This is a genomic window from Allobrachymonas chironomi DSM 19884 (assembly GCF_000374625.1).
In the GTDB taxonomy this organism is placed as follows: Bacteria; Pseudomonadota; Gammaproteobacteria; order Burkholderiales; family Burkholderiaceae_C; genus Brachymonas; species Brachymonas chironomi.
This window is the reverse complement of sequence record NZ_KB894769.1, coordinates 43,583-61,189: the sequence shown is the minus strand read 5'-3', so window position 1 is coordinate 61,189 and position 17,607 is coordinate 43,583. Positions and strand designations below refer to the sequence as shown.

General features: G+C 65.5%; 12 protein-coding genes. 9 read left to right on the top strand and 3 right to left on the bottom strand.

Features of this window, described 5'->3' with window-relative positions; all coding sequences use genetic code 11:
• The first annotated feature begins 123 nt into the window (after positions 1–123).
• Both C513_RS0107070 and C513_RS0107065 read left to right on the top strand, forming a co-directional pair.
• Positions 124–834, top strand: a complete 711-nt coding sequence (locus C513_RS0107070; protein WP_018715345.1) for a pirin family protein — start codon at positions 124–126, stop codon at positions 832–834.
• Positions 835–1,012: 178 nt separating this feature from the next.
• Positions 1,013–1,612, top strand: a complete 600-nt coding sequence (locus tag C513_RS0107065) for a nitroreductase family protein (RefSeq protein WP_018715344.1) — start codon at positions 1,013–1,015, stop codon at positions 1,610–1,612.
• Between the two features lie 94 nt (positions 1,613–1,706).
• Here C513_RS0107065 and C513_RS12925 read toward each other — a convergent pair whose 3' ends face one another.
• Complete coding sequence (locus tag C513_RS12925) at positions 1,707–2,048, bottom strand: DUF134 domain-containing protein (RefSeq protein WP_076342716.1); 342 nt, start codon at positions 2,046–2,048, stop codon at positions 1,707–1,709.
• A gap of 267 nt (positions 2,049–2,315) precedes the next feature.
• Between C513_RS12925 and cydD the strand changes: the two genes are divergently transcribed.
• From cydD to C513_RS0107030, 6 genes are all read left to right on the top strand, one after another.
• Positions 2,316–4,052: a thiol reductant ABC exporter subunit CydD gene (cydD, locus tag C513_RS12920; protein ID WP_083927375.1), complete on the top strand. Its 1,737-nt coding sequence runs from the start codon at positions 2,316–2,318 to the stop codon at positions 4,050–4,052.
• Positions 4,049–5,752: an amino acid ABC transporter ATP-binding/permease protein gene (locus C513_RS0107050; RefSeq protein WP_018715341.1), complete on the top strand. Its 1,704-nt coding sequence runs from the start codon at positions 4,049–4,051 to the stop codon at positions 5,750–5,752. Before cydD ends, C513_RS0107050 begins: the two co-directional genes overlap by 4 nt.
• An 82-nt stretch (positions 5,753–5,834) precedes the next feature.
• Positions 5,835–7,427, top strand: a complete 1,593-nt coding sequence (locus C513_RS0107045; RefSeq protein WP_026320644.1) for a cytochrome ubiquinol oxidase subunit I — start codon at positions 5,835–5,837, stop codon at positions 7,425–7,427.
• Between the two features lie 24 nt (positions 7,428–7,451).
• Positions 7,452–8,609, top strand: a complete 1,158-nt coding sequence (gene cydB, locus C513_RS0107040; protein ID WP_018715339.1) for a cytochrome d ubiquinol oxidase subunit II — start codon at positions 7,452–7,454, stop codon at positions 8,607–8,609.
• 47 nt (positions 8,610–8,656) lie between these two features.
• Positions 8,657–8,773, top strand: a complete 117-nt coding sequence (cydX, locus tag C513_RS13890; RefSeq protein ID WP_018715338.1) for a cytochrome bd-I oxidase subunit CydX — start codon at positions 8,657–8,659, stop codon at positions 8,771–8,773.
• A gap of 238 nt (positions 8,774–9,011) precedes the next feature.
• Positions 9,012–9,422 carry an OsmC family protein gene (locus C513_RS0107030; protein WP_018715337.1) on the top strand — a complete coding sequence of 137 codons (411 nt, stop codon included), beginning with the start codon at positions 9,012–9,014 and terminating at the stop codon, positions 9,420–9,422.
• Positions 9,423–9,441: 19 nt separating this feature from the next.
• Here C513_RS0107030 and C513_RS0107025 read toward each other — a convergent pair whose 3' ends face one another.
• Both C513_RS0107025 and aspA read right to left on the bottom strand, forming a co-directional pair.
• Entirely contained in the window at positions 9,442–9,996 is a 555-nt protein-coding gene (locus C513_RS0107025) for an NADPH-dependent FMN reductase (protein WP_018715336.1), read from the bottom strand.
• 158 nt (positions 9,997–10,154) lie between these two features.
• A complete protein-coding gene (aspA, locus tag C513_RS0107020) occupies positions 10,155–11,567 on the bottom strand; it encodes an aspartate ammonia-lyase (RefSeq protein ID WP_018715335.1) in 1,413 nt (470 codons plus the stop codon).
• Between the two features lie 189 nt (positions 11,568–11,756).
• Between aspA and uvrA the strand changes: the two genes are divergently transcribed.
• Complete coding sequence (gene uvrA, locus C513_RS0107015; RefSeq protein ID WP_083927374.1) at positions 11,757–17,600, top strand: excinuclease ABC subunit UvrA; 5,844 nt, start codon at positions 11,757–11,759, stop codon at positions 17,598–17,600.
• The last annotated feature ends 7 nt before the right edge of the window (positions 17,601–17,607 follow it).

Here is a 17,607-nt window from a genome sequence, read left to right as displayed (position 1 = left end):
GTGGTATGTGGCGGATCATTATGACGAAAATGGAAAGAATAAAATTCCATCTTTCGTATTCTAAAGTTGAATGATACTCCCTAAACTGACGTCATAGTGATCTTGAACACACAGGAGTACAGCATGATTGAACGTCGATCCTTTGACAGCCTGGGCGGTGCCCACCACGGTTGGCTGGATGCCAAGCACCATTTCTCGTTTGCCGAATACCATGATCCCAAGCGTGTCCACTGGGGTGCGCTGCGGGTCTGGAACGATGACACGATTGCGCCGCAGACCGGCTTTCCGCCGCATCCGCACGCCGACATGGAGATCATCACCTATGTGCGCGAAGGCGCCATCACGCACCAGGACAACCTGGGCAACCAGGGCCGCACCGTGGCCGGTGATGTGCAGGTGATGAGTGCCGGCAGCGGCATCCGCCATTCCGAATACAACCTGGAGCCGGAAGCCACGCGCATTTTCCAGATCTGGATTTTCCCGGACCAGCGCGGTGGTCAGCCGTCCTGGGGCACGCGTCCCTTCCCCAAGGAAGACCGCTCCGGCAAGTTCGTGACCCTGGCCAGTGGCCTGCCCGGTGACGACGAGGCACTGCCGATCCGGGCACCGGCCCGCGTGGTGGGTGCCACGCTCAAGGCCGGCGAGAGCGCCGAATACCATTTTGCCGATGCCAGCCGCCATGGCTATCTGGTACCGGCCAAGGGTCGGGTCGAGGTCAACGGCGTGGAGCTGCAGGCGCGTGATGGTGCTGCCATTCAGGGCGAGACCGTGATCCGCGTCACGGCCAGCGAGGATGCCGAGCTGGTGCTGGTGGATGCGCCGGCGATCGACTGATGTCGGGACATCGGGCTGCCAGACCCCAGAAATGGAAAGAATGAATTTCCATTTCAGTGGTTCTGGAAAGCATGAGTCTTGTTTATTATTTCAACCAACGGCCTGCATGGCAGGCCTTCTTCTCCCGCCGGACGAAATCGGTTTCGCCGGCCCCCTTTTTCCTACAGGAGCAACAACCATGAGCAACGCCTTCATCAACAGCATTTCCAAGCGCCGCACCCAGTACGCCCTGGGCAAGAACCTGCCGCTGCCGCAGCAGGAAGTGTCCCAGCTGATCCAGGAAGCGATCAAGCTGTCCCCCTCGTCCTTTAACTCCCAGAGCTCGCGCGCCGTGATCCTGTTTGGCGCCGAGAGCGACAAGTTCTGGGGCTTCGTGATGGAAGCGCTGCGCAAGATCGTGCCGGCTGACAGCTTTGCCCCGACCGAAGCCAAGATCAACAGCTTTGCCGCCGGTGCCGGTACCGTGCTGTTCTACGAAGACCAGGACGTGATTGCCGGTCTGCAGCAGCAGTTTGCCGCCTACGCCGAAAACTTCCCGGTCTGGTCCGAGCAGGCCAGCGGTATCGCCCAGTTTGCCGTGTGGGTGGCCCTGTCCGAAGCCAATATCGGTGCCAGCCTGCAGCACTACAACCCGCTGCCCGACGCTGCTGCCGCAGCCGAGTGGAACGTGCCGGCCAGCTGGAAGCTGCGCGCCATGATGCCTTTCGGTTCCAACGAAGGCGGTTTTGGCGAGAAGACCTTCATGGATGATGCCGAGCGCTTCCGCGTGTTTGGCTGAATCCGACGGTGATGCCGTGGTGACTGTGGCCGCCTGATGGCCTGGTCACCCCCCAGAAAGCCTGCTGGCGAAAACCGGCAGGCTTTTTTTGCGTTCAGGGCTTGCGGGTGTCGGGGTGGGGTTCTTGCCGCAGACGCAGCACACGCTGGTTGCTGGTTGCATCTTCACCGATTTTCAGGGCCTGGCCCTGCAGGATGGCGGTGGCCACCTTCTTGCGTGCGCGCGCCACGATGTTGCCGAAGGTCTGGCGCGAAATGCCCATGCGCAGGGCGGCATCGGCGTGGTACAGGCCTTCCATGTCGGCCAGGCGCAGGGCCTCCAGTTCGTCCATGTGCAGCTCTGTTTCTTCCAGGTGGGCCAGCGGGATACCGAGTGGCTTGAAGTAGTTGGCAGAGACATCACACGAGACGTGACGGCATTTGTAGGGTCTACCCATGGCAGCAACCTGTAGACTAGTGTAGCAAGTGGATTACTGTATAGGTATTCAGTATAACAGTGTTGCGCCTGGATACAAGCTGTTTCTGATGGTGCGGTCAGCAGTGCGGCAGCAGGGGCATGGTAGGCCGGGCAGTAGCGTGGTTTTTGCAGGGGTCATCATCATCTGTTAGGGTAGGCCGGCATGCACCAGCCAGATCGGACGCGCTGGCTGCACAACAATTTACGATTTTGCATAAAATGTGAATCCACTGCATATAATTGGCATATGCTAAAAACATGGCCGGCCTCAGGGCACCTGCAACGCTGGCCCTACCTGTTGCAAGGGGTGGGGGCCTTGTTGTGGCTGGTGCAGGCGTGGTGGTTGGCGCGCGTAGTGGCAGCGCTGATGGCGCATGTCACAGGCAGCAGTTCGCCGCAGCCGGATCTGCCGGCGCTGCTGTGGCAGACCGCGCTGGTCGTGGCGGCTGCCGGTGTGCTGCGCGCCGTGTGCGAATACGCCGGTAGCCGTATCACCTGGCTGCATGCCCGTGCCGCGTTGACGCGCTTGCGTCTGGAGCTGGCGCAGCGCCTCCGTGCCAGTTCCCCGATGGATGCCCGGCGCGCCCCTAGCGGGCAGGTCACCCGGGTCTGGATGGAGCAGGCCGAGGCGATCGTGCCCTGGCTGGCGCGCTACCAGGCCGCGCAATGGCGTGTGCTGCTGGTGCCTCCGGTGATCGCCAGCGTGGTGGCCTGGCACTCCTGGCTGGCGGCGCTGATCCTGTTGTGTGCCGCGCCCCTGATTCCGTTGTTCATGGCCATCATCGGCTGGCGCGCCCAGGCCATCAGCGAGGAGCAGCTGCAATCACTTGGCAGCCTGCATGGCCAGCTGCTGGAGCGGCTGCGCGGCCTGCCGACGCTGCGCGCCCTGCATGCCGTGGATGCTGCGGCACGTCGCCTGAGCGAGCAGGGCAGCCGCGTGGCGCGCAAGACCATGCGCGTGCTGCATGTGGCGATGCTGTCGTCGGCGGTGCTGGAACTGTTTTCGGCGCTGGGCGTGGCGCTGGTGGCGGTGTATATCGGCTTTCATCTGCTGGGCGAAATCCGCTTTGGTACCTGGGGCGAGCCGCTGGGCCTGCATGCGGCGCTGTATGTGCTGATGCTGGCTCCGACCTTTTTTGATCCGCTGCGCGAGCTGTCGGCCGTCTGGCATGACCGCGCCAACGGCAAGGCCGCGCAGCAGGGTCTGCACGGGATGCTGGACGGGCTGGCACCGCTGGTGATGCAGCCGCAGCAGGCGGCAGCACCTGCTGTCGTGCCTGTTGCGCCTGTCGCGGCACAGGCACCGTCGGTGCAGCTGCGACAGGCGGTACCGGCGGCCGGCCGCATGGATGCCGCCGCCAGCGAGGATCGTCCCGGACTGGATCTGCAGATTCCTGCCGGAGCCCACGTGGCCATTACCGGCCCGAGTGGCAGTGGCAAGAGCACGCTGCTGGCGATGGTGGCCGGGCTGGCCGCCTTGCGTCAGGGCGAAGTCCGGATCGATGAGGTGGTGCTGCAGGACAGCAGCGTGGCCGGACTGCGCCAGCGCATGGCCTGGATGGGGCAGCAGCCGGCATTTTTTGCCGGCACCATCCGCAGCAATCTGCACCTGGGGCGCGACAGTACGCCGCAACAGACGGCAGAGCTGCTGCACAAGGTGGGGCTGGGCGATGTCTATCAGGCGCGTGGCGGCTATCCGCTGGGCGAGGGCGGCAGTGGGGTGTCGGGTGGTGAAGCGCTGCGGCTGGCGCTGGCACGGCTGGCCGTGGCACAGGATGCCGATCTGCTGTTGCTGGATGAGCCGACGGCGCACCTGGACAGCGCCACGGCCACGCAGGTGGTGCAGGCCCTGGCGCGCATTGCCCGTGGCAAGACGCTGCTGGTGGCCACCCACGATCCCTTGCTGATGGCGGCGATGCCGCAGCAGCTGGCGCTGGATGGCCATGGCCGGGCGCGCTGGGTCCGGCCGGAGGCGGGCGCATGAGCGGGCAGCGGAATCGCCAGGCGGTTCGCCTGCTGCTGCAGGCGCTGCTGGCCCGGCATGGCCGCCGCATGGCACTGGGCGTGTTGCTGGCCGCCAGCACGACGCTGGCCGGCGTGCTGCTGCTGGGCATTTCGGGCTGGTTCCTGGCCGGCACGGCCATGGCCGGCTTGCTGGGCGCTGCCGCCATCGCTTTTGATGTGTTTACCCCTTCGGCCAGCATCCGGCTGCTGGCGCTGGGCCGCACCGCGTCGCGCTATGGCGAGCGGGTGGTCACGCACCAGGCCACGCTGCAGGCGCTGGTGCAGGTGCGCGAACGCCTGTTCCGCGCCTATGCCGCGCGCGGGGCCGGGGACGGTAGCCGCTGGCGGCTGCATCCGGGCCGCATGCTGCTGCGCCTGACGCGTGATCTGGATGCGGCGGAATCGCTCTATTTGCGGCTGATCGTGCCGACGGCGGCGGCCTTGTGCGGCACGCTGCTGATCAGCCTGTGGCTGGCCTGGCACCACCCGGGGCTGGGCGTGGCCAGCCTGTGCTGGTTCCTGTTGTGGGGCTTTGGCATCGTGCTCTGGCTGGTGCGCAGCACCACGCGGCTGAGCCTGGCGCAATCGCGGCTGGCCGAACGCCTGCGTCAGCAGAGTCTGGATCTGGCCGGTGCCCAGACCGAGCTGGTGATGGCCAACCAGTTTGATGCCTGGCTGGCACGCTGGCAGCAGACCGAGGCGCGGCTGGCCGCGCTGGACGCGCAGTTGCAGCGCCGTGATGCGCTGGCAGCTGCCCTGTGGCAGATCCTGCATGCGCTGACGATGGCGGCGGCGGCCATGGCGGCAGGCTGGCTGGTGCTGCAACATGGCATGTCGGTGCCGAATGCGGCTTTTCTGCTGCTGATGGCGATGGCCGGCATGGAACCGTTTGCCGCCATGCGGCGCGGTGCGCTCGAATGGTCGGCCAGCCTGCTGGCGGCACGCCGTTTGGCGACACCGCTGCGTGCCCGGCCCGATGCGGAGACCGCGCTGCCGCTGCCGGCCGCCGGTCTGGTGGCCGAGCTGCAGCAGGTGTCGGTGCCCGGCGCGCAACAGCAGGCGCGCGTGGCGGGGGTGGATCTGCGTGTGGCGCAAGGCGAGATCGTGGCCCTGATCGGTCCGAGTGGCAGTGGCAAGTCCACCTTGCTGGCGCTGATTTCCGGCGAGCTGGAGGCCGGCAGCGGCAGCGTGCGTGCGCAGCCGGCAGTGGCGCTGCCGCAGCAGCCGGCGCTGTTCCATGACAGCGTGCGCGCCAACGTGAATCTGCAGCAGCGTGCGCTGGAGGATGCGCAGATCTGGCAGGCGCTGGATGCCGCCGGTCTGCAGGAGGTGATGGCGGCCAGGCCGGAAGGGCTAGACGAGGTGCTGGGCGAGGGCGGACTGGGTCTGTCGCGTGGCCAGGCGCGCCGGCTGGCGCTGGCGCGGCTGTTCCTGGCGGACAGCACGGTCTGGCTATTGGATGAGCCGACCGACGGGCTGGACAGCGCCACGGCGGCCGATGTGCTGCAGCGCCTGGGTGCTGCGCTGCAGGGGCGCACGGCCGTCATTGCGACCCACATGCGGCGCGAGGCCGAGCTGGCCGATCGCCTGCTGGTGCTGGAGGCCGGACGCGTGACGGGAGACTGGCCACGCGGATCGGCAGGCCATGCCGAGGCGCTGGCGCGCCTGCGCGATGGCTGATGGTGACGGGCTTGCAGCTGGCGACTGCCGGCAGCGGGCGGGTTCTGTTTTTTTGGACTGAGATACGAAGGGGGTAGTTTCCATGGATCTCGATATCGTCGGGCTGTCACGGTTGCAGTTTGCAGCCACGGCCCTGTACCACTTCCTGTTCGTGCCACTCACGATCGGGCTGTCCATCATGCTGGCCATCATGGAGACGGTTTACGTCATGACCAAGCGGCCGGTCTGGCGGCAGATGACCAAGTTCTGGGGCACGCTGTTCGGCATCAACTTTGCGCTTGGCGTGGCCACCGGCATCGTCATGGAGTTCCAGTTCGGCATGAACTGGAGCTACTACAGCCACTATGTGGGGGACATTTTCGGTGCACCGCTGGCAATCGAGGGCCTGATGGCCTTCTTCCTGGAGGCGACGCTGGTTGGCCTGTTCTTCTTCGGCTGGGAGCGGCTGAGCAAGGTCAAGCACCTGATCGTCACCTGGGCGATGGCGCTGGGCACCAATTTCTCGGCGCTGTGGATCCTGATTGCCAACGGCTGGATGCAGAATCCGGTGGGATCGGCGCTGAACCCGCAGACCATGCGCATGGAGGTGACCAGCTTTGCCGAGGTGCTGTTCAACCCGGTCGGCCAGGCCAAGTTCGTGCACACGGTATCGGCCGGCTACACGGTGGCGGCGATTTTCGTGCTGGGCGTATCGGCCTGGTACATGCTCAAGGGGCGCCATCTGGATCTGGCGCGCCGCTCGATGACGGTGGCTGCCTCCTTTGGCCTGGCGTCGGCGCTGTCGGTGGTGGTGCTGGGCGACGAGAGCGGCTACCTGTCCGGCGAGCACCAGAGCATGAAGCTGGCGGCGATCGAGGCGATGTGGGAAACCGAGCCGCCGCCGGCATCGTTCACCGCCTTCGGCCTGCCGAATCAGGCGGAGCGCCGCACCGATTACGCCGTGCACATTCCCTGGGCCATGGGTCTGATCGGCACGCGCTCGCTGACAACCGAGATTCCGGGCATCTACGATCTGGTGAAGCTGGCCGAGGGCCGTATCCGCAACGGCATGGCGGCCTATGACGCGCTGGAGGAAATCCGCAGCCATGGCTACGGCGAGATTCCGTCCGAGTTGCGCGCCCGTTTCGATGCGCACAGTCAGGATCTGGGCCACACGCTGCTGCTCAAGGCCTATGTGGATGATCCGCGCCAGGCCACCGAGGAGCAGATTGCCGCGGCCGCCTGGGATACCGTGCCGCAGGTGGCTCCGCTGTTCTGGGCTTTCCGCGTCATGGTCGGACTGGGCTTCTACTTCATCCTGTTGATGGGGGTGTTCTTCTGGCTGTCGGCACGCCACAAGCTCGATGCCTACCCGTGGCTGCTGAAGCTGGCGGTGTGGAGCATTCCGCTGCCCTGGATTGCCGCCGAGTGCGGCTGGTTTGTGGCCGAGTTTGGCCGCCAGCCCTGGGCGATCGAGGGCGTGCTGCCGGTGGCGGTGGCCGTGTCCAACCTGAGTGCCGGCACCGTGCTGGGCACGCTGCTGGGCTTTGTCGCACTCTATAGCGTGCTGCTGGTGGTGGAGATGAAACTGATGCTGAAGGCGATCCGCAAGGGTCCGGTGCTGGATGCACAGGATCGCCGCGAACTGAAAACCTCGCCCTACGCCCTGCCGCAGCAGACCGCGGCCAAGGCCTGACACACGCATGACCGGAGAAATAACATGATTCTTCACGAACTCCTGAGCTATGACGTGTTGCGCGTCATCTGGTGGCTGCTGCTGGGCGTACTGCTGGTCGCGTTTGCCGTGACCGACGGTTTTGACCTGGGCGTCGGCATGCTCAATCCCTTTGTGGCGCGTACCGATGTGGAGCGTCGCGTGGGCATCAATACCGTGGGCCCGATCTGGGAGGGCAACCAGGTCTGGCTGATTCTGGGCGGGGGGGCCATTTTTGCCGCCTGGCCGCAGCTGTATGCGGTGTCCTTCTCGGGCTTTTACCTCGCCATGTTTGCCATCCTGATGGCACTGATCCTGCGCCCGGTCGGTTTCAAGTACCGCAGCAAGATCGAGCACCCGACCTGGCGCAAGACCTGGGACTGGTGCCTGTTCATTGGCGGCTTGGTGCCGGCGCTGATTTTTGGCTTGGCCATGGGCAATGTGCTGCAGGGCGTGCCGTTCCGCCTGGAACCCGACATGCAGATCTACTATGACGGCACCTTCTTCGGCCTGCTGAATCCGTTTGCGCTGCTGTGCGGACTGGTGTCGGTGGCGATGCTGGCGGCGCATGGCGCGGCCTGGCTGCAGCTCAAGACCGAGGGGGCGGTGCAGCAGCGTGCACGCCGCTATGGCCGCGTGTTTGCCTTGCTGACGCCAGTGCTGTTCATCCTGGCCGGCGTGATGCTGTGGCTGACGGTGGATGGTTACCGCATCACCAGCGAGGTGGTGACCACCGGCCCGTCCAACCCGATGCTGAAGACTGCCGAAGGTGGCGTGGCCGGCATGTGGTTTGCCAACTATGCCCAGGCTCCGGTGCTGTGGCTGGTGCCGGCACTGGGTGTGCTGGGATCGCTGGTGGCGGCCTGGGGCTTCACGCAGCGCCGCGAGTTGCTGACGCTGCTGGCGAATGGCGTGGCGGTGGCCAGCACGGTGCTGTGCGTGGGCGTGTCCATGTTCCCCTTCATCCTGCCATCCAGCGTGCAGCCGCGGGCCAGCCTGACGGTGTGGGATGCCTCATCCAGCCACATGATCCTGTTCATCATGCTGGTGGCCAGCATCATCTTCATTCCGATCATTCTGGCCTATACCAGCTGGGTGTATTCGGTGATGCGCGGCAAGGTCACCGAGGATGAGATCGAGGGTGGTGGCGGCCATGCCTACTGAGCCGGCACGCCATTTCCGCAGCAAACATTCACGAAAGGACATCTGATATGTGGTATTTCGCCTGGCTTCTGGGCCTCCCGCTGGCGGCCCTGTTCGCGGTCATGAACGCGATGTGGTTCGAGATGATGGAAGACGATATGGAGCAGAAAAAGCAGCAGCGCTGAGGCGCTGACAGGCAGGGCGGCACTGCTGCCCTGTGACACGATGCAGACGCCAGCCGGGGCAGGGTTTCCCGGCTGGCGTTTTGCGTTCACGTGGTACCGTGTGTCAGGCGGCAAAACCCGCGCGGCGATCAGGCCATGGCGTGTGTGCGGCGTGCCGCAGTGGTAGGCTTGTGGTCAAAGCTCTGGCTGCAAGCCTGTTCCCGGCCCTGGCCGGATATGTCACAAGGAGATCACACCCATGGCCGCCATTCCCCATGTCAGCGCCACGCTTGGCGAAACCCCGTATGTCGTCACGCTGCAGGACGATCTGGGGCATACCTGGACCGCCGATGAGCCCGAGGAACTGGGCGGCGGCAATACGGCCAGCAGCCCGGACCGGATGATCCTGGCCAGCCTGGGAGCGTGCACGGCGATCACCATCCGCATGGTGGCCACGCGCCGCCAGATCCCGCTGACCGGCGTGCAGGTGGAGCTGTCGCTCAACCCGGACGGCAAGCCGGAAGCCGGCACCGACATCGTGCGCAAGGTGACGCTGCAGGGCGAGCTGGACGAGGACCAGCGCGCCCAGCTGCTCAAGATCGCCAATCTGTGCCCGATGCACAAGTTGCTGACGGGCGAGGTGCGTATCCAGACCGAGCTGCAGGCCTGAGCCTGCTGCCCGTGCCGGCTCAGCCGGCGATCTTCTTCACCCAGGCCACGTAGGCATCGACCCAGCTCTGCACGAACTTGCGTGTGCCTTCGTTGCTGAACTGGTGCTGGGCGTCAACCGTCTGGTCGTCGAACTTCAGGTAGGCCTCGGGCGCGTTGAGGGTGGGCATGTCCAGGTAGGCCACGATGTTGCGCAGGTGCTGCTGGGCCATGGCGGTGCCGATGGCGCCCATGGAGGCACCGATGACGCCCGCCGGCTTGCCGGCCCAGACGTTCTGGCCGTAGGGACGTGAGCCGTGGTCCAGCGCATTCTTGAGCACGCCGGGAATCGAGCGGTTGTATTCGGGCGTCACGAAAATCACGCCTTGCGAAGCGGCGATCTCGGCCTTCATGCGCTTGACGCTATCGGCCTGGTTGGCATCGTCATCCTGGTTGTAGAGCGGCAGATCACCAATCTCGACGAAGACAAATCCGAAATCGGCCGGCGCCAGTTGGGTGATGGCCTGGGCCAGCTGGCGGTTGTAGGAATCCTTGCGCAGGCTGCCAACGACGACAGCGATCTGGTACTGGGACATGAGAGGCTTCTTGAAGGGTGATGGGAGATTTTCAGTGTAGCCAGCGGCCTGTTACAGATGCGTGAGAGATGGTAAAAGCCGCAACCCTGCAAGGGTTGCCCGGAAACGACTGCGCCCGGACGGAGCCGGGCGCGGTGGGGAGCAGGAGTCGCTGCGGCTTACTGCTTCTTGGCGTAGGCGCGCGGCTGCGTCAGCACTTCGTGACGCAGGGCGTCGTTCAGGTCTTCCTCGCTCATCAGCTGGCGTCGCAGCACCACGTCACGCACATTGGTGCCCTGGGCAAACGCCTCGGTGGCAATGGCGGTGGCCTGGGCGTAGCCGATGATGGGGTTGAGGGCTGTTACCAGCGCAATCGAGCGTTCCACGTTTTCACGCAGGCGCTCCTCATTGGCGGTGATGCCGGCGACGCAGCGGTCGGCCAGCGTCAGGCAGCCGGTGGTCAGCAGGTTCAGGCTGCGCGACAGCGCGTTCATGATGATGGGCTCGAAGGCGTTGAGCTGCAGCTGGCCGCCTTCGGCCGCAAAGGAAATGGTGACGTCGTTGCCTAACACCTCGAAGGCGACCTGGTTGACCACTTCCGGGATCACCGGGTTGACCTTGCCCGGCATGATGGACGAGCCGGCCTGCATGGCCGGCAGATTGATTTCACCAAAGCCGGAGCGCGGGCCGCTGGACAGCAGGCGCAGGTCATTGCAGATCTTGGAGACCTTGACGGCAATGCGCTTGAGCACGCCGGACAGCTGCACAAAATCGCCGCAGTCCTGGGTCGCCTCGATCAGGTTGGGCGCGGTGCTCAGGTCCAGGCCGGTGATTTCGCGCAGATGGTACAGCGCCTTGGCGGCGTATTCGGGATGGCTGGTGATGCCGGTGCCGATGGCGGTGGCGCCCAGGTTGATTTCGCGGATCAGCACTTCGGCGCGGATCAGGCGCGCCATGTCCTCTTCCAGCATCACGGCGTAGGTGGAGAATTCCTGGCCCAGGGTCATGGGCACGGCATCCTGCAGCTGGGTGCGGCCGATTTTCAGCAGGCCGGCAAATTCTTCGGCCTTGGCGGCAAAGGTATCGCGCAGGTGGGCCATGGCGGCCAGCAGGCGCTTGATGGCGTAGCAGGTGGCGATGCGGATGGCGGTGGGGTAGACGTCATTGGTGCTTTGCGCCATGTTGACGTGTTCGTTCGGGTGCAGGTGCTGGTATTCGCCGCGCTGGTGGCCCATCAGCTCCAGCGCGCGGTTGCAGATCACCTCGTTGGCATTCATGTTGGTGGAGGTGCCGGCACCGCCCTGGATGACGTCGACCACGAACTGGTCGTGCAGGGCACCGCAGCGGATTTCGGTACAGGCCGCGACGATGGCGTCACGCTGGCTTTCGGGTAGCAGGCCCAGCTCGGCGTTGGCCTCGGCTGCCGCCGCCTTGACGGCCGCCAGGGCCACGATCAGCTCGGGCATGGTGGCGATGGTGATACCGGAAATCTGGAAATTTTCCTGGGCGCGCAGGGTGTGGACGCCGTAGTAGGCTTCAGCGGGGACTTCGCGGTCGCCCAGCAGATCGTGTTCCAGTCGGGTAGTGGTCATGGTGGTGCAGGGGTTGGTAAATGTATCAAGTTGAACCGGTCTATTCTCCGGATATGACAATTCGCACGGAAGGGCATGGTTTTTTTCCTCGTGGCGGAAACTGTGCCGGCGTACTGGTATGTAGGCGCCGTGCGGCTGGTTGGCGGGGCTGCTTCTACAATCATCCGCAACTCCCAACCAAGAGGCCGCATGTCTGAAGCTACTCCCCTCCCCGTCGTGTCCCGGTCTGCTGCCAGCGAGGCGTCCGGCAGCTATCTGGGTGAACGCATCCGCATCCGTGGCGCACGCCAGAACAATCTGCGCAACCTGGATCTGGACATCCGCACCGGCGAGCTGACCGTGGTGACCGGCCCGAGCGGTTCGGGCAAGTCCAGCCTGGTGTTCGATACCCTGTACGCCGAAGGCCAGCGCCGCTATGTGGAAACGTTCAGCGCCTATGCGCGCCAGTTTCTGGACCGCATGGACAAGCCGGCGGTGGACCGGGTGGAGGGCGTGCCGCCGGCGATTGCGATCGACCAGACGAATCCGGTGCGCACCTCGCGCTCGACCGTGGGCACCATGACCGAGCTGAACGATCACCTGAAGCTGTTCTATGCCCGCTTCGGCCATCTGCATGACCGTGTCACGGCCTTGCCGGTGCGCCAGGACCATCCCGATTCGATTTTTGCCGAGCTGCAGCAGCGTGCGGCCGAGGCTGGTGATCCGCGTCTGGTGCTGACGTTTCCGGTCGAGCTGCCCGATACCATCAGCGAGGAAGAGCTGGAGCAGTGGCTGTCGGCATCGGGCTACACGCGGGTGCAGGAGCGCGAGGCGCTGGACGGGCGCCTGCGGCTGCATGTGGTGGCGGACCGATTCCGCATGGGCAAGGTGGAGCGCAGCCGCGTGATCGAGGCGCTGGAAAGCGCCTTGCGCCATGGCGAAGGCCGGGTGCGTGTTTACGTGCTGCCGACAGACGGCGAGGGCGAGCCCGCCTTGTGGAAATACGCCAGCAGCCTGCTGTGCCCGGAAAGCGGTATCGCCTACAGTGCGCCGATGCCGTCCATGTTCTCGTTCAACTCGGCGGTGGGAGCATGCGAGGCCTGCCGTGGCTTTGGCCGCGTGATTGGCGTGGACTGGGGGCTGGTGATTCCGGACCAGAAGCTGACGCTGCGCCAGGGCGCAATCAAGCCGATCCAGACGCCGGCCTGGGTGGAAGCGCAGGACGACCTGATGCGCCACGCCGAAGAGGCCGGCATTCCGCGTGACACGCCCTGGTACAAGCTGACCGAGGCGCAGCAGCGCTGGGTGATCGACGGCGCGCCGAACTACAAGGGCAGCTGGAACAAGCAGTGGTACGGCATCCAGCGTTTCTTTGATTACCTGGAAACCAAGGCCTACAAGATGCATATCCGGGTGCTGCTGTCCAAGTACCGCAGCTATACCGAATGCCCGACCTGTGCCGGCGCGCGCCTGAAAACGGAAAGCCTGCTCTGGCGCGTGGGCGACAAGGCCCAGGCCGATGCCGTGCTGCCGCCGCACAAGCGCTTCATGCCCCAGGGCACGGACTGGACACGTGCGCAACTGGAGGCCTTGCCCGGCCTCTGCCTGCACGACCTGATGCAGCTGCCAATTGAGCGGCTGCGGCAATTTTTTGCACTGCTGGCCGAGTCCGGTGCCGGGCAGGCTGGCGATGCCGCCGATGTGCAGGCACAGAAGCTGCTGTTCGAGGAAATTGGCAACCGGCTGCGCTATTTGTGCGATGTCGGCATCGGCTACCTGACGCTGGACCGCCAGAGCCGTACCCTGAGCGGCGGCGAGGTGCAACGCATCAATCTGACCACGGCGCTGGGCACCTCGCTGGTGAACACGCTGTTCGTGCTGGACGAGCCCAGCATCGGCCTGCACCCGCGTGACATGCACCGCATCACCGAGGCCATGCTGCGCCTGCGCGATGCCGGCAACACGCTGGTGGTGGTGGAGCACGACCCGGCCGTGATGTGGCCGGCCGACCGCATCATCGACATGGGCCCCGGCCCGGGCGAGCGCGGCGGCCAGATCGTGTTCGACGGCACGCCGCAGGCGCTGCGCCAGGCCGATACCCTGACCGGCCAGTACCTGAGCGGCCGCCGCCAGGTGATCGATGCCAGCCGCTGGCTGCGGCGCGAGGTGCAGGACAACACGCCGCGCCTGATTCTGGAAGGCGTGACGGCCAACAACCTGCAGAACGTGTCGGTGGAGATTCCGCTGCAGTGCATGGTCTGCGTGACTGGCGTGAGCGGATCGGGCAAGTCCACGCTGATCCAGGACGTGCTGGCCCCGGCGCTGCTGCGCCAGTTTGGCAAGGCGACCGAGGCTCCGGGCGCGCATGAGCGCCTGCTCGGGGCTGACCACCTGGCCGATGTGGTGTTTGTGGACCAGTCGCCCATCGGCAAGACGGCGCGTTCCAATCCGGTGAGTTATGTGGGCGCCTGGGACGCGATTCGCCAGCTGTTTGCCACCGCGCCGCTGTCGCAGCAACGTGGCTATACCGCCAGCAAGTTCAGCTTCAACAGCGGTGATGGCCGCTGCCCGACCTGTGGCGGCAGCGGCTTCGAGCATGTGGAGATGCAGTTTCTCAGCGATGTCTACCTGCGCTGCCCGGATTGCGATGGCCAGCGCTATCGCCCGGAGATTCTGGAAGTGACCATCGAACGCGGTGGCCGCACGCTGAACGTGGCCGATGTGCTGGCGCTGACGGTGCACGAGGCGGTGCTGCTGTTTGGAGCCAGCATGCCCGATGCCGCCGCGCGCGGCCCGGCCCATGCGCCGGATCGCGAGGTGCTGCGCGCGCTGAAGCCGATCGTGGATGTGGGCCTGGACTATGTGCGACTGGGCCAGCCGGTACCCACGCTGAGTGGCGGCGAGGCGCAGCGCCTGAAGCTGGCCGGTTTTCTGGCCGAAGCGGCGCGCAGCGCCAGCAAGAGCCGCCAGCGGCTGGCGGCCAAGGGCACGCTGTTCCTGTTTGACGAGCCCACCACCGGCCTGCACTTTGACGATATTGCGCGGCTGATGCAGGCCTTCCGCCAACTGCTGGAGGCCGGCCATTCGCTGGTGGTGATCGAACACAATCTGGACGTGATCCGCGCCAGCGACTGGCTGATAGACCTGGGACCAGAGGGTGGCGAGGGAGGTGGCCGCATCGTGGCGCAGGGCACGCCGGACCAGGTGCGCCAGCAGCCCGACAGCCATACTGGCGCTGCGCTGCGCGAGTACGATCTGGCCATGGGCTGGGCAGCAGGCGGCAAGGGCGTGCAGGAAGCGGCACCGCCCTATGCCGCCGCACCGCGTGCGCCGGCAGCGCCGTCGCTGCAGGCCATCGAGGTGATCAACGCGCACGAGCACAACCTGAAAAACCTGTCGGTGCAGGTGCCGCGCGGCAAGTTCAACGTGATTACCGGCGTCAGCGGCTCCGGCAAGTCCACGCTGGCCTTCGACATCATCTTCAACGAAGGGCAGCGCCGCTATCTGGAAAGCCTGAACGCCTATGCGCGCAGCCTGGTGCAACCGGCCGGCCGGCCCGAAGTGGATGCGGTATACGGCATTCCGCCCACGGTGGCGATCGAGCAGCGCCTGAGCCGCGGCGGTCGCAAGTCCACCGTGGGCACCACCACCGAGGTGTGGCATTTCCTGCGCCTGCTCTACGTCAAGCTGGGGGTGCAGCACTGTGTGCATGACGATGCCGCGGTGGAGCCGCAAAGCATGGAGCGCATTCTGGCGCAGATCCTGAAGCAGTACCGTGGCCAGCAGGTGGGCTTGCTGGCACCGCTGGTGACGGGGCGCAAGGGCGTCTACACCGAGCTGGCCGACTGGGCGCGGCCGCGTGGCTACACGCATCTGCGCGTGGATGGCGAGTTTCTGCCGACTACCGGTTTTCCGCGCATCGATCGCTTCAAGGAGCACCATATCGAGCTGCCGGTGCTGAGCCTGGACATCACGCCGGAAAATGAGGCGCTGCTGCGCGTGGGCCTGCAAACCGCGCTGCAGCATGGCAAGGGCGTGGTACAGGTGCTCAGTGCGCTGGACGGCCTGGCCGAAGCGATGACGGCTGGCAGCAGCACGGCGGCCATCGGTGAGGTGCAGGTGTTTTCCACCCTGCGCGCCTGCCCGGTGTGCGCCACCAGCTATGCCGAACTGGATCCGCGCCTGTTCAGCTACAACAGCAAGCAGGGCTGGTGCCCGGATTGCGTGGGTACCGGCCTCAAGCTGGATCGCAAGCAGCGCGAGGCGCTGGACGATTCGGTGGCGGCCAAGGACAACAAGGGCCGCGAGCAGACCTTTGCCGAACCCGATGTGGAGGTGGTGGGCGATGTGGTGTGCCCGAGCTGCCAGGGCACGCGCCTGAACCCGGTGGCGCGCCATGTGCGGCTGCACGGTATCGGTATTGCCGAGGTGGCGGCGATGAGCGTGGCCGATGTGGCCGACTGGGTGGACGGGCTGCAGTTCGAGGGCCGCGAGGCCGAGCTGGCGCGCGACATCCTGCCGGAAATCCGCAGCCGGCTGGCCTTTTTGCAGCAGGTGGGGCTGGCCTACCTGACGCTGGACCGGGGCGCGCCCACGCTGTCGGGCGGCGAGGCGCAGCGCATCCGGTTGGCGGCGCAGCTGGGCAGCAATTTGCAGGGCGTGTGCTATGTGCTGGACGAGCCGACCATCGGCCTGCACCCGCGTGACAACCAGATCCTGATCGATGCGCTGGAAGACCTGAGCCAGAAGGGCAACACGCTGCTGGTGGTGGAACACGACGAGGACACGATCCGCCGTGCCGATCACGTGATCGATATTGGCCCGGGGGCCGGCATTCGCGGTGGCCGCGTGGTGGCCCAGGGTACGGTGGAGGCGATTGCCGCCGATGCCGATTCGGTCACCGGGCGCTATCTGCGCGATGCCATGCGCCACCCCTTGCGCGGCAGCCGCCGTGCCATGGATGCGGAACTGCCGCAGCTGACCGTGCACCAGGCCGGCCTGCACAATCTGCAGCAGCTGACGGCCTCGGTGCCCTTGCATCGGCTGGTGGCGGTGACGGGCGTGAGCGGATCGGGCAAATCCAGTTTTGCGCGCGATGTGCTGCTGAAGAATGTGGAAGCCATCGTGCTGCAACGATCCACCCGTGCCGGGCGTGAAGCCGATGAGCGCGGTGAACGGCCGGCCTGGAGCGGTTGCCGCAGCGTGACGGAATATGAAACGATTCAGCGCGTGCTGGAAGTGGATCAGACCCCGATCGGGAAAACTCCCCGATCCTGCCCGGCAACCTATATCGGATTCTGGGATGCGATCCGCAAGCTCTACGCCGGCACGCTGGAGGCCAAGGCGCGTGGTTTTGGCCCGGGCCGCTTCAGCTTCAACACCGGCGAAGGCCGTTGCCCCGGTTGCGAGGGGCAGGGCATGCGCACGGTGGAGATGAGCTTTTTGCCCGATGTGAAAGTGCCGTGCGAAGTCTGCCACGGGGCGCGCTTCAACCCGCAAACCCTGGCCGTGACCTGGCGCGGCAAGAGCATCGGCGAAGTGCTGCAAATGGAGGTGGACGATGCCGTGGCGTTCTTTGCCAGCATGCCGTCCATTGCGCACCCGCTGCAGCTACTGCAGGACGTGGGCCTGGGTTATCTGACGCTGGGCCAGCCTTCCCCCACGCTATCGGGCGGCGAGGCGCAGCGCATCAAGCTGGTGACCGAGCTGACCAAGGTGCGCGACGACATCACGCGGCGCGGCCAGAAGGCACCGCACACCCTGTATGTGCTGGACGAGCCCACTGTAGGCCTGCACATGAGCGATGTGGAAAAGCTGATCCATGTGCTGCACCGGCTGGTGGATGGCGGCCACAGCGTGCTGGTGATCGAGCACGATCTGGACGTGGTGGCCGAGGCCGATTGGGTGCTGGATCTGGGGCCGGAAGGGGGGGGCGGTGGTGGCCGCCTGGTGATTGCGGGGACGCCGGAGGCGGTGGTGGCCAGTGGGAGTCATACCGGGGTGGCGTTGGCGGCGGTGCTGGGGCGTGGGGTGCCGGACGCGGCCGTGCCATGAGCCTGCA

Coding starts and splice junctions, on each gene's coding strand:
- C513_RS12925 (WP_076342716.1), bottom strand. CDS start 2,048: ATGGGTAGACCCTACAAATGCCGTCACGTCTCGTGTGATGTCTCTGCC.
- aspA (WP_018715335.1), bottom strand. CDS start 11,567: ATGACCACTACCCGACTGGAACACGATCTGCTGGGCGACCGCGAAGTC.
- C513_RS0107045 (WP_026320644.1), top strand. CDS start 5,835: ATGGATCTCGATATCGTCGGGCTGTCACGGTTGCAGTTTGCAGCCACG.
- C513_RS0107065 (WP_018715344.1), top strand. CDS start 1,013: ATGAGCAACGCCTTCATCAACAGCATTTCCAAGCGCCGCACCCAGTAC.
- C513_RS0107050 (WP_018715341.1), top strand. CDS start 4,049: ATGAGCGGGCAGCGGAATCGCCAGGCGGTTCGCCTGCTGCTGCAGGCG.
- uvrA (WP_083927374.1), top strand. CDS start 11,757: ATGTCTGAAGCTACTCCCCTCCCCGTCGTGTCCCGGTCTGCTGCCAGC.
- C513_RS0107070 (WP_018715345.1), top strand. CDS start 124: ATGATTGAACGTCGATCCTTTGACAGCCTGGGCGGTGCCCACCACGGT.
- C513_RS0107030 (WP_018715337.1), top strand. CDS start 9,012: ATGGCCGCCATTCCCCATGTCAGCGCCACGCTTGGCGAAACCCCGTAT.
- C513_RS0107025 (WP_018715336.1), bottom strand. CDS start 9,996: ATGTCCCAGTACCAGATCGCTGTCGTCGTTGGCAGCCTGCGCAAGGAT.
- cydX (WP_018715338.1), top strand. CDS start 8,657: ATGTGGTATTTCGCCTGGCTTCTGGGCCTCCCGCTGGCGGCCCTGTTC.
- cydD (WP_083927375.1), top strand. CDS start 2,316: ATGCTAAAAACATGGCCGGCCTCAGGGCACCTGCAACGCTGGCCCTAC.
- cydB (WP_018715339.1), top strand. CDS start 7,452: ATGATTCTTCACGAACTCCTGAGCTATGACGTGTTGCGCGTCATCTGG.